The following is a 12,674-nucleotide window of genomic DNA, read 5'->3' as shown; positions in this document are numbered from 1 at the left end:
CATCGATGAAGACCAGGCACTGTGGATCGAGACCGCTTTGCCAAGAGCGCCATCGCTGGCGCCTGCGGGCAATATCGGCACGCGCCTGCTCAAGGGCGAACAGAGTTTTTTTTGAAGCTCAGGCCTTCGCGGCGCAGGAACAGCCACACCGTATTGTGCGAGACCTTGACCCCGCGAGCATCCAACTCGTCCTTCAGCCGATGCAGCGTCAGTTCAGAGGTCTGATTAAGCCGCTCCATAATGAAGGCCCGATGCGGCTCAAGAACGCGCTTGCGATGTCCGCCCATCTTGCCCGGCGCCACCGAGCCAGTGGCACGGTAACGCTGCGACCACTTCACTACAGAGGAAACCGCAACGCCAAAGCGCGAGGCAACCGCACGGCAGGTCTCCCCGTCGCCAACCGCCGCTACTGCACGCTCACGAAGATCATTTGAAAGCGCTCGCGTCATCAGATGCTGGCCTCCAATCCAGCCAGCATCTTGAATCACAAACATCCGGCTTTGGGAATCCTACGATTCTCTCAAAATAGGAATCGCTCTAGCACTTTCCCTTGGAATTGCGGTAGAGCATCGTTTGCGGGAAAAGATGAGGGCTCTCGGCCGCTCACACGCGCTTGCAGAGGAAATAACGATCGGCGGGCTCTGAAGTCGGCGCCGGGAGGCGTTGCAGCAGCGGGTGATCGAGCGGCGTGCCACTGACCGCGAAGCCGCCGACGCGAAGCAGGCTCGCAATCAGATCGGGAAGCCAGGTAGCAGTCACTGCATCGCGATCGTCATAGCCGGTGCCGATGTCGGCATGAACAAGGGCGGCTTCGATGCCAATGAACTTGCGGGCCGTCTCGCGTATTTCGCCGAGCACGAGGTTTTCGGCTTCGGGAATTGAGCTGGCATGTGCACCGACTTCGCGGTCGAACACCACGATCCGGCGCCCGGGCAGGCGCTCGCGCAGATGGTGGAACGTCCGTCCGTTGCCGAGGCCGAGCTCGAGCACAAGCCCCTCCATCTTCGCCACCTCGACGCAGACTTGGTCGAGAATGTCGCGCTGTGCGGTCATCCTGCTGATGAAATTCTCAAGGCGACTCATATGCTTTGTGTGTCCTGAACCAGCTCAAGATCGGCAATGCCTCCGACACGAACTGTTCACGGGTGTATCCCGAAGGCGTAGTGCCAAACTCGATCACGTGTCGGAACATATAGAGGCGGACGATGAACACTGCAACAACCGTACAGGCAGCCGGCAAGGATCATACCGGGTGGAATAGGCGGCACGGCGCGCGGCAAAATAACGACCTCACTTGTAGGGATCTGCGGCGTCCCGCAAGCCGTCACCGAGGAAGTTAAACGCCATGATGACGAGAATGACGGGGAGCATCGGCAGGAGAAGCCATGGATAGAACGCGATCACGCTGACGCTGCGCGCCTCGGTGAGCAGGATTCCCCAGCTGGTTATCGGCGCCCTCAGGCCGAGCCCGAGGAAGCTCAGCGCCGTCTCGCCCAGGATCATGCCAGGAATCGAGAGCGTCGCCGTCGCGATCAGATGCGACATGAAGCCGGGAATGAGATGCCGCCTAATGATGCGGCTGCTTCCGGCGCCCATCAACTGCGCGGCGAGAACGTAATCTTCCTCGCGCAAGGCCAGAAGCTTTGAACGCACGGCCCGCGCCAGTCCGGTCCAGTCGAGCACTCCGAGGATGACGGTGATGCCGAAATAGATCAGGATTGGGCTCCAGGTTATCGGCATGATCGCCGCCAGGGCCAACCATAGCGGAATGCTGGGAATCGATTGCAGAACTTCGATTATTCGTTGAACGATCAGGTCGAAGATACCGCCGTGATAACCGGCCAGTCCGCCGATGACGATGCCCAGCAGGAAGCTGAAACTGATGCCGACGAGGCCGATTGTCAGTGAAATGCGTGCGCCATAGATCATGCGCGAGAGCACGTCGCGCCCCAGCCGGTCGGTGCCCGCCAGGAAAAGCTGACCGTTTTCGGCAGCGCAGACAAAATGCCTGTCACCTTCGATCAGGCCCCAGAACCGGTAACGATCGGCCTTGCAGAAGAAACGGAGCCGCTGAACATCGTCCTGGTTGTCGATGTAGTTCCGCTTGAGCGTGTCCATGTCCAGCGTCATCTGGCGGCCATAGACGAACGGCCCGACGAACTGGCCGTTGTGGAACAGGTGCACCTGCTGCGGCGGCGAATAGATGTAGTCCATGTTGCGCGTGTGCAGGTTGTAGGGCGCCAGGAACTCGCAGATTAATATCCCGAAATAAAGCACTACCAGGAATATGCCGGATACAAGGGCGAGCCGGTGCAAGCGGAATTTCCACCACATCAGCCGCAACTGCGACGCCTGAAAGACCTTCGACTGCTCCACCGTCATCGCCTCGACCGACTGCAGATCAAAGGGCGCGCTGGAAACATAGTGTTCTAGTGGAGCACTCGGTGCGGGGAGCGGCGAATCCGTTTTCATTTGGTGCTGCCGCCCTGCAAACGAATTCGTGGATCCAGCAGCGCCAGCGCCAGGTCGGAAATCAGGACGCCGATAACCGTCAGGAAGGCGAGGAACATCAGGAACGACCCCGCCAGATACATGTCCTGGCTTTGCAGCGCCTTGATCAGCATCGGCCCGGTCGTTTCCAAAGACAGCACGATCGCGGTGATTTCGGCGCCGGAGATGATGGCCGGCAGGATGGAGCCGATGTCGGAAATAAAGAAATTGAGCGCCATGCGCAGCGGATATTTGACCAGCGCCCTGAACGGATGAAGACCTTTGGCGCGCGCGGTCACCACATATTGCTTGTGTAGCTCATCGAGCAGATTGGCGCGCAGCCGCCGGATCATGCTTGCCGTGCCGCCGGTGCCGATGATCAAGACCGGGATCCAGAGATGGGAGAGTATCGACTTCGCCTTGGCCCAGCTCATCGGCTCGCTGAGATATTGCGGGTCCATGAGATGGCCGATGGACGTGCCGAACCAGATGTTGGCGAAATACATCAGGATCAGCGCCAGCATGAAGTTCGGAATGGCAAGGCCTAGGAGGCCAAAAAAGGTCAGGCCGTAATCGCCCCAACTGTATTGATGCGTCGCGGAGTACATGCCGATCGGAAAGGCGATGAGCCAAGTGAAGATGATCGTGACGAAGGAAACCAGCACAGTCAGCCACATTCGGTCCCCGACGACGTCGCGAACCGGCAACTCATACTCGAAGGAATAGCCGAAATCGCCGTGCAGCATCCCGCCGACCCAATAGAAGTAACGAATGATCGGCGGCTTGTCGAAACCATATTCCTTGCGCATCATCTCGATGCGATCGGAATCCACCCCTTCGCCCTGTGCCCGAAGCTCGGCGACATAGCTGTCGAAATAGTCGCCGGGGGGAAGTTCGATGATCGTGAACACCAGCGCTGATATCACCAGCAGCGTTGGAACCATCACAGTAATGCGCCAGACAATATATCGAAGCACGCTCAGGACTCTCCAAGCCAGAATGTATCCGGCATGTAGACACCGAAATAGGCGGTCGGATCGTAGCCGAAGAGCGCCTTGTCAGGCAGATTGCGCAGCCGTGAGGACACCAGAATCGGCTGATGCGTTCCGTTCACGGTCCCGATCGAAAACACCTGATCGGTGTAGATCGACAGCATCGAATTCCAGATTTCGGCGCGCTCTGTCGCTTCGGTCGATGCGTTCCAGCGCTTGAGCAAAACCATTAACTCGATCACTGCAGGAAGATCGGGCGCCTCGCCCATCTTGCCATGAGACAAGTAGTGAGCACCCCAGAGCGGCCATTGCAGCTGATCGTCGATTGTGGGGGCCAACTGACTCGGGTTCATGTCGGCGGTCGGCACGCCATTGTCGATGCCCGACCACATCGACATCATGATCTGGCCGCCAAGCGCGCGGCTGCGGAAGATGTCGCGCTGCGAAGTCCGGATGAACAGGGCGATGCCGATCTTTCGCCAGTGATCGGTGATGAGTTCGAGCGCGTCGGTTTCCAGCGTGCTTTCGCCGGCGGTTTCCACGATGATCTGGGCAGAGCGTCCATCGGGAAGTATCCGCAGGCCGTCATCGTCACGTGCCAGAAGCCCGACCTCGTCGAGCAGCGCGTTGGCCTGGTCGGGATCATGGGCAACCCAAGCTTTAGCGAATTCCGGCCGGTAGAGCGGGCTCTCGGACAAAACCGTATCGGCGCTTTCCTGCGCCAATCCGTAGAACACGGCCATATTGATCTCGCGCCTGTCCACGGCGAGCGAAAGTGCGCGGCGCACGCGCACGTCACGCAGAAGGCCACGCCACACCTGGTCGGCACAATTCAGATTCGGCAGCAGCGCCAGCCGAGAACCCTGTGTGCGTTTCCAGAGGTGCATCTTCACCGGATAGCGCTTCTCCGCGTCCTTCAGGAAGGAGTAATCGCTGAAGTCAATTCCCATGCATTGCAGGTCGCTCTCGCCCGCCCCGGTCTTCGCGGAGATGATCGCCGATGAGCTGACATTCATGATGATTCGGTCAACATAGGGCAGTTGCCGGCCGTTCTCGTCTGTCCGATGAAAGAAGGGGTTGCGCTCGAAGATGAATTGCTCGGCCGGCGGCCTGGTTCGGTTCTGCCAGGGGTCGAGCGTCGGCAGTTCCGGGTTCTCCGGGCGATATTGCCGCGACATACGGATATGCAGGAGCGTCCACTTCTGGGTCCGGTTCTCCTTCATCAGGCCGGCGAGCCGGAATGGATCCTGATATTTCTTGTGGAACTGCTTGAGATAGGCGGATGGCAGAACAAGCGATATCGGCGAAGCGGCAGCGAGCTTGGGCAGGAAGTCGGGATTGGGCGCATCCCAACTATAGCGCACCGTCAACGGATCGACGATCTCGAAGCGTGGCGGCTTGCCGTCCGCCATCAGGGTCGGGGCGAGCCCGCCTTGCGAAAGCTCATCGTTCAGCCAGACATCTTCCCAACAATAGCGAAAATCCTCCGGCGTCAGCAGGCTGCCGTCGGACCATTTGTGTCCTTCCCGTATCTTGAACGTGAAGATGCGATCATCCGCGACGTCGAAATTTTCGAGAATGTCGGCCTGCAAGCTAAGCTTTTCGTCGTAGCCGACCAGGCGAGAATATCCGTAAATCGTCATCATCCGGATATCTTTCTGGCTGCCGATGATCGTACGCAGCGTGCCGCCATATTGGCCCGGCTGCCGGCCCATCGTGGCGAGATTCAAGGCGCGCGGGCTCTTGGGCAGGCGCTCGGTGAGTGCCGGCAGCGCCCTGGCCGTCAGCTGCGGCCGAAGAAATTCCGGCTCCAGGTCGCCAGCGCGCGACGTGCCCGGCAGGAGTGCCGAAGCCATCACGCCAAGGACGGTGCGACGGCTGATCAATGGCGTAACTCGCTGACATCGGCCGAACGTCGGGCCAGCACGAGGTGGCCGCCGCCAAGATCGAGCGGCGCCAGGACATCCTCGTCGCCTTCTTCGCGGAATTGCGGTCCCCATGCGCTGGTGTCGGAAGCGCCGCCGAGCTTCAGCGTCTTGAAATCCATCGGCCGGTCGAGATCGGGGAAAGGTACCGCGGCGACCAGGGAGCGCGTGTAGGGGTGGATTGGTTTCCTGAGCAGAATTTCGCGCGGCGCAAGCTCGACGATACGCCCGCCGCACATCACCGCGATGCGGTCTGCCATGTAGTCCACCACCGCCAGATTGTGGGATATGAACAGGTAGGTCAGGCCCAGTTCTTTTTGCAGGTCCTTCAGAAGATTCAGGATCTGCGCCTGGACAGAGACATCGAGCGCCGAAACCGGCTCGTCGCAGATCAGGAGTTCAGGCCCCAGCGCCAATGCGCGCGCGATGCCGATGCGCTGACGCTGCCCGCCGGAGAAACTGTGCGGATAACGCTTGATGAAGCGCGGATCGAGCCCGATTGCCTGCATCAGGCTCTTGACCGTGGCGAGTCGGGACGCCGCATTGCCACGCTCATGGATCTCCAGCGGCTCGCTCAAGATGTTCTCCACCGTCATGCGAGGTGAAAGCGACGAAACCGGGTCCTGGAAGACCATCTGGATTTTCGCGCGCAATATGCGCAGGGCATCTCCCTCTGCGCCCAGGACGTCGGTCGGTCCATCGCGGCCGTTGAAGATCACAGAACCGCCGCTGGGGGTAATGGCCCGCATGAGGATCTTGCTGACGGTTGTTTTGCCACAGCCGCTTTCGCCGACCAGACCCAGACACTCACCCCGCCTGATGTCGAAGCTCACGCCGTCCACGGCGCGAACAGAGGATTGATGCCCCCCGCTGAACCATCCTGACTTGCGGATGGTGAAGGTCTTAGTCAGATCCCTTACCGACAGCAGGATGTCGTCTGGCCCCTTCGATGCCGGGGCAGTCTGCTTGCCGAGCAGGTTCCCGACATTCACCGGCACCTCGCGGAGCGCCTTTAGCCTTTCACCGGGCTTCAGGTCGAAATGCGGAACGGCTGCCATTAGGCCCTTCAGGTAAGGGTGGCCCGGCCGGCGGAATATCGCCTCGACAGGCCCCATTTCCATGATCTCGCCATGGTACATGACCACCACCTCGTCGGCGACATTGGCGACCACGCCGAGGTCGTGCGTGATCAGCAGCATCGCCATGTTCAGCTTGGTCTGAAGCCCGCGCAGCAATTGCAGGATTTGCGCCTGGATGGTGACGTCCAACGCCGTCGTCGGCTCGTCGGCGATCAACAAAGCAGGCCGGCAGATAAGCGCCATGGCGATCATGGCGCGTTGCCGCAATCCTCCCGAAAGTTCAAATGGATACATGTCGTAGGCGCGCTTGGGATTGGGGAAGCCGACAAGGCCGAGCATTTCCTCGGTCCGCGCCTTGCGCTCCGCCCGAGCCATAGGCGTATGAATCTGCAAGGATTCGCTGACCTGGTTGCCGATCGTGTGCAGCGGCGAGAGCGATGTCATTGGCTCCTGAAAGATTTTGCCGATGCGGCTGCCTCTCAACGCCCGGATTTCGGTTCCGTCACGCTGCATCTGCAGGATGTCTTGCGTCGTGCCAGGCTTTTCAGGATCAGAAAACAGGATACGGCCGCGAACGTGGGCCGTATTCGGCAAAATGCCCATCACTGCCTGGCTGAGAACCGATTTTCCGGAACCGGACTCGCCCACAAGCGCGGTAACCTTGCCGGGCAGGACGCGGAGATTTGCGCGTCTGACGGCATGCAACGGTCCCCCGATCATGGCAAAAGAGATGCCAAGATCCTCGATCCGCAGCAGATCAATGCCCGAATTCATCCTCACACCAGCCCCACTCTGGCAGTCTGCCGGGCGGCAGACCCAAAAAGCGAGACTAGCGTATTGCCAGCCTAGAGCAACTTGGATTCGAATCGAATTCCGCGACGGAACCGGCGACCGGGCTGCACACCAAGGCTTTCGGACCGGATCGTGTCGGTTACTGGAGTTTCCTCCGGTCGCTTGCCGACAACCGCGCGGCATCGCGATGAAGCAGCATGACCTGCTCGGCGTCCGATATCCGGTCGTGAATCGGCGCAGCGTCTTCATCGAGCGCGAGAGCACCCGACAAATCGGGTGAAAGCACCGTCAGCTTCTGCTTGATACCCGCCAGTTCCTCCGTGCCGAGCGTCAGCCAACTGTTGTCGCCGCAATAGCTGGCGAAGTCCTTGCTGGCGAGAACGCTGTGCGGATATTTCTTGGTCAGGGTCTGGAGACGCTGGACCTCGTTTACAGCCGAGCCGAAGACAGAGAATGTCAGCCGGTCGGTAAGTCCGACATTGCCGAACATCACATTGCCGACATGCAGGCCGATACCAAACTTTATGTCGCCCAACCCCTGCTCCTTTCTGCGCAGATTGAGCTCCATCATGCGCGCGCTGGCCTTGTGCGCTGCCGCAAGAGCAGCCTGGCAGGCGATCTCGGACTGCGAGCGATGCCTTTCGCAGGGGTAGACGGCGATGAAGCCATCCCCCAGGAAACTCATGATCTGCCCGCCTTTGCGATTGAAAGGTGCAGCGATGGCATCGAAAAACTGGTTCAGCGTATCGATGTAGATTTCGCGACCGGAGGTTTCGGCAAGCCTTGTCGACCCCCGCATATCGCCCATGACCAGTGCGGCCCGGATTGTGTCACCCTCGCCGCGCTTGATCTGGCCGTCCAGCACACGTCTGCCGGCGTCGCCGCCAAGATAAGTGGTCATCATGTTGTCGGCGAGCTTGGTGAGCACCGCCATCTTGGTGGCGATAGCGAGATAGTTCTGGATCCGCAATAGCGCCGAAATCATGCCGTCGCTGAAGCCAGACGCACTGTCGGTCGACCACGACCCCATCATGCCCTGGCTGGTATCGCCGTTGAAGGGATGCACGAATGCCATGTAATCGGTGACGCCCATACGCCTGAGGTCGTCGAAAACAGGAAACTCCGACCGCACCGACGGGTCAAGCCGGCGCCGCAGGTGGTCGAGCTTGTTGCTGAGCAGATGGTAGTATGGGCTGGTCAGGAATCTGTCGGAATGAACGCCGTTCTCACTGCGGAAGCCTTCCACTTCCAGGCCCTGGCCGCGAAGCCAGGTAAAACCAAGCGCGTCATAGAGCGGATGAAGCATCGAAAAGCTCAAATGCACCCGCTTCAGCGGCAGGCCGGCAGCAGCCAACCGTTCACAAAAGCCCTTTACCAATGTTTCCAGGTCGTTGCCCGCCAGCGCCGATTGGCTCAGCCAGTCGGCAACTTTATCCATGAGAATGGTGGAAACTTCTGCTTGCGCTGTGCTCATGCTATCTCAAACCCGTCGAAGACGAGCCATCTCCTTTGATCCGCCACACAAGTGAAGGCAGTGAAGCCGGCTTCGGCGACGAAAGCCGGCGAAGAATTTCCTAAATAACTCCTTGCAGGAAGGAAGCAGGCGTAAACAGCATCTATCACCTGGAACCCTATGTGGCGAGGCTTCCGGCGGAGTGCAATCTCGATCCTGACATCGGGCAAAGAATTCGCCGTCTCAGACATCGTCGGGCCTTCACCACCACTGTCGCTTGGACCAGCCCGAGGCGGCCAAAATCATTGCGTGTGTCGACGACCAGAGGAGCGTGATCAGCGATCGCCTGATAGTCGATCGCGTCGTGGTAGGTTGCCACGACGACAGCATCGGATCCTTCGGGGATCCTCTCCGGCTCCCGGTGTTTCGTCAGCGGTGTCGGAACGCAGATTATGATGGCATCGCAGACGGCTAGTTCGGCAAATCCGCAGTGGTGCGGAACCGCCCGGCCGGCACGGCTGTCGACGTCACTGCCTCAAGTAGGATTGGCCGTTGCTCAGGCATCGACCTTCCGGGCTTCGATGTCGAAGCCGGAAACCGGGAACCCGGCGCGTGCGATCGCAACCGACAGCGGCAACCCGACATAGCTCGGTCCGATCACGCCGACTTGCGCGACGCACCTCGAAATCCGGTTCAGAAGACGGTCATATGTTGATCGTTAGGCGTCCAAAAATCTGCTTTCCCGTCAATTCGGACAGGCTACCCGCTCCCATGGCGCGGCTCACCGGTGCCAAGAACCATGAGTGAGGGCATATTGCGGAAATCGATTTCCGCAAGCAGTCAGCAGACCGGCGCCTTCGCCTTCAGGCTTGCGGCAGCCATCGCGTAGCCGCCGGCGGCGCCATCGATGAAATGAACATGATCGCGCTGCAGCGGCGAGATGACGAGGCAGGTCATCAAGGCCGACTTCTGGCGGTGCAGGCCATAATTGCAGATGCCCGCCTCTTCCGCCTGCTTCAGCCGGTCTTGGATCCGATGCAGCACATCCGCGTCAACGTCGATGGTCATCTTCAAGCCGTCGTCGAACTTTCGGAAATCCGAATTGCTGGCCACCTCGCGTTTGTAGACCTTCGGATCGAAACGGCCAATCGTCCAGCCAAATCGATCGGTTACAGCCGTAAGCGTCATCAGGAACACGATCCACAGCTTCGACCGCCAACGCCATCCGGCCGTGGCCATCGCCCGCGCCTCGACATCCAGGCCGGCGGGCAGCAGACTGTAGCCCGGGCCGTCCACCGGCACCGGGTGGCCATCGCGCTCCTGCCTGCCGGCGAGGGCGATGATGTCGGAAGCCAGAAACTGAAACCCGCGCAAGTCGCGCGACGCCCCCGGTGTGGCTATGATCGAGACGATTTCGCCATGCCGTGCTTCGATCGGGTTCCAACGGCAGGAAAGGCCGGTCAGATCCGGCCGCGCGCCGACCGGCGCAGGATCGATGCGGTAGCGCCCCGCTTTCATCTCAGCTTCCGCCCAACTGCCGCCACCGCCGGCGAACATGGCATAGAAGGCCGCTTCGGAGGCCTGGAACCTCGCCACGCGAACGTCGAGGCCCTGCGCCCTTATGTCCCCTATCGGCACGATCGCGGCGCGCAAGGTCAGGCCCAGTTCGTCCGCCACCCATCTTTGGACGGCCGCCAGCGCGTTGCGGGCGATCTCCAGCGCCGAGCCGGGAAACGCCACGAGTGCGCCGTCGCCGCCGAAGACAAAGGGGAGATCTTGCCGACCCAGCGCATTGAGCAGCGCCGAAATGACGCTTGCGCCGGCCATATTGACGGTTTTATAGCGCCCCGCCTCGATCGCCTTGGTCGAGCCGACAATGTCGGCAGTGGCCAGCGCCCAGCCATCGGGGAGGGGCCGATAGTTATCGATATCGGCAACGCTTTCGAACTTTGCGAAGACCGGCAAAGAAGCGACAAAAGGGTCGGACGCGACAGCTGTTTCCATGGCCATCAGATAGCACATTCCACGACTTGAAGGTGAAGTCGATCACGCTTGGAAATTGACTTGCGCAGGCTTTCCGATGATAGGGTCGCGCGATGCGAATTGCCTTCTACGCGCCGCTGAAGTCACCCAATCATCCCGTTGTCTCCGGCGACCGCCAGATGGCACGGATGCTTGTCAAAGCGCTGGAGTACGGAGGGCATAGCGTCGAATTGGCATCTGAGTTGCGCTTCTATCTACGCCAGCCGGAGTCGAAAAGTTTCGAGGCACTCAAGATCGAGGCCGCAGAGGAAGCCGCGCGGCTGACCAAGCTTTGGGATCGTGACGGCAAGCCCGATCTCTGGTTCACCTACCATCCCTATTACAAGGCGCCCGACTTGATCGGGCCGGAGCTGGCGTCGGCCTTTGCTGTCCCCTATGTGACAGCGGAAGCCTCCTATTCCAGGCGACGCAATGCCGGCTTGTGGGCCGATAGCCAAGCATTGGTGGCGCGAGCCATCGAACAAGCGGCTCTGAACATCTGCTTCACCCAAAGGGATCGTCAGGGACTGGCGGATGCTATTCCCAAGGCCGCTTTCGGTATGCTTTCGCCCTTCATCGACATATCGGCATTCCGGGAAATCCCGGCACGGGGTTGTCCGACGCGCCTCGTTACCGTCGCCATGATGCGCCCGGGCGACAAACTGGGCAGCTATCGCATGCTGGCGCAAGCGCTCGGCTTGATCGGCCATATGCCCTGGACCATGTCGGTCGTCGGAGACGGGCCAGCTCGCGACGAGGTCGAAGCGCAATTCGCCGGCTTGCCCGCCGATCGTATCGAATGGATCGGCTCGATCGAGCCTGCCGCCGTGCCGGATGTCCTTTATACCGGGGGAATCTATGTCTGGCCGGGTTATGGCGAGGCCTACGGCGTTGCCTATCTTGAAGCACAGGCCGCCGGCCTTCCGGTGGTGGCCCAGGACATCGCCGGCGTGCCGGAGGTCGTGCGGGATGGCCAGACCGGGTTTCTCACCCCGCCGGGCGATGTCGCGGCGTTCGCTTCCGCCATTGAAAGGCTTCTGGCCCGGGACGACGAAAGAACCATCATGGCCGCGGAAGCCCGGCGTTTCGTTCTCGAAGAACGTTCCCTCGGTGGCGCAGCTGCGCGTCTGGCCGAACTTATTGCGAAGGTCCCGGTCTCATGACGTCCGATCCGATCTGGCAGCCCTTGGTGGAAGAGCTGACGCGCCTGCAACGGGCGGGCCGAAAGGCGGAGTTCTGGCTGCGCGACGACGACGCCGTGTATCCGACGCCTGCGCTTGATCGGCTGCTCGACCTCACCGGTGAATTCGCGGTTCCGGTCACTCTGGCCGTCATTCCGGCCCTGACCGACGCGAAGCTTGTCGCCCGGCTCGACGAGGCCCCGCATGCCACGGTCGCCATCCATGGCTGGGCGCACCGGACTCATGCGCCCGAGGACCAGAAAAAGCAGGAGCTCGGCGCGCATCGGCCACGCGAGGCGGTGCTCGATGATCTGGCTCGCGGACTGTCGCGAGTAACCGGCCTGCACGGCGCACGTGCCGTTCCGATGCTGGTGCCGCCCTGGAACAGGATCGACGCCGGCGTGGTATCCGACCTTGGATCGATAGGTTTTGCGGCCTTGTCAGTCTATGGGCCGCCGAAGCCGGCTTCATTGGCGGTCATCAACAGCAATGTCGACATCATGGATTGGCATGGCACGCGCGGCTGCCGCGATCATGGTGTATTGGTCCAGGCTATCATCGCACACTTGCAGCATGCATCCGACGGCGAGCCGATCGGCCTGCTCACCCACCATCTTGTACATGATGAATCGGCCTGGCTTTTCCTCGAACGATTGTTGACAGTCACCGCACAGGCTGAACCCTGTGCATGGCTTCCGATCAGGACATTGATCGGGCGCCACGCGGGTAAAGGAAAATAG

10 protein-coding genes and 1 pseudogene are annotated in these 12,674 nt (G+C 60.5%); 2 read left to right on the top strand and 9 right to left on the bottom strand.

The window, feature by feature from the left end; all coding sequences use genetic code 11:
- The 9 genes and pseudogenes from NKK51_RS05580 to NKK51_RS05540 all read right to left on the bottom strand — a co-directional run.
- Positions 1-449: pseudogene (locus tag NKK51_RS05580) on the bottom strand (helix-turn-helix domain-containing protein); the annotation flags it as partial.
- Positions 450-603: 154 nt separating this feature from the next.
- Entirely contained in the window at positions 604-1,083 is a 480-nt protein-coding gene (locus tag NKK51_RS05575; protein ID WP_023809557.1) for a class I SAM-dependent methyltransferase, read from the bottom strand.
- A gap of 207 nt (positions 1,084-1,290) precedes the next feature.
- Positions 1,291-2,472, bottom strand: coding sequence for an ABC transporter permease (locus NKK51_RS05570; protein WP_031212616.1), 1,182 nt, complete (start codon positions 2,470-2,472; stop codon positions 1,291-1,293).
- Complete coding sequence (locus tag NKK51_RS05565; RefSeq protein ID WP_023809555.1) at positions 2,469-3,467, bottom strand: ABC transporter permease; 999 nt, start codon at positions 3,465-3,467, stop codon at positions 2,469-2,471. Before NKK51_RS05565 ends, NKK51_RS05570 begins: the two co-directional genes overlap by 4 nt.
- A 2-nt stretch (positions 3,468-3,469) precedes the next feature.
- Positions 3,470-5,368: an ABC transporter substrate-binding protein gene (locus tag NKK51_RS05560; protein ID WP_352551655.1), complete on the bottom strand. Its 1,899-nt coding sequence runs from the start codon at positions 5,366-5,368 to the stop codon at positions 3,470-3,472.
- Positions 5,365-7,260, bottom strand: coding sequence for an ABC transporter ATP-binding protein (locus tag NKK51_RS05555; RefSeq protein ID WP_023809553.1), 1,896 nt, complete (start codon positions 7,258-7,260; stop codon positions 5,365-5,367). Before NKK51_RS05555 ends, NKK51_RS05560 begins: the two co-directional genes overlap by 4 nt.
- Positions 7,261-7,417: 157 nt before the next feature.
- The gene (locus NKK51_RS05550; protein ID WP_023809552.1) at positions 7,418-8,752 is read right to left on the bottom strand and encodes an adenylate/guanylate cyclase domain-containing protein; all 1,335 of its coding nucleotides are present in this window, start codon (positions 8,750-8,752) and stop codon (positions 7,418-7,420) included.
- Between the two features lie 535 nt (positions 8,753-9,287).
- On the bottom strand, positions 9,288-9,392 hold the full coding sequence (locus tag NKK51_RS05545; protein WP_023809549.1) for a hypothetical protein: 105 nt from the start codon (positions 9,390-9,392) through the stop codon (positions 9,288-9,290).
- Positions 9,393-9,571: 179 nt separating this feature from the next.
- A complete protein-coding gene (locus NKK51_RS05540; protein WP_081734769.1) occupies positions 9,572-10,753 on the bottom strand; it encodes a DUF3095 domain-containing protein in 1,182 nt (393 codons plus the stop codon).
- Between the two features lie 74 nt (positions 10,754-10,827).
- Between NKK51_RS05540 and NKK51_RS05535 the strand changes: the two genes are divergently transcribed.
- Entirely contained in the window at positions 10,828-11,916 is a 1,089-nt protein-coding gene (locus tag NKK51_RS05535; protein WP_023809547.1) for a glycosyltransferase family 4 protein, read from the top strand.
- Positions 11,913-12,674 carry a polysaccharide deacetylase family protein gene (locus tag NKK51_RS05530; RefSeq protein WP_352551653.1) on the top strand — a complete coding sequence of 254 codons (762 nt, stop codon included), beginning with the start codon at positions 11,913-11,915 and terminating at the stop codon, positions 12,672-12,674. Before NKK51_RS05535 ends, NKK51_RS05530 begins: the two co-directional genes overlap by 4 nt.

Source organism: Mesorhizobium sp. M0011, assembly GCF_040324155.1.
In the GTDB taxonomy this organism is placed as follows: Bacteria; Pseudomonadota; Alphaproteobacteria; order Rhizobiales; family Rhizobiaceae; genus Mesorhizobium.
The sequence above is the reverse complement of the archived record's forward strand: the minus strand, read 5'-3'. Positions and strand labels throughout refer to the sequence as shown.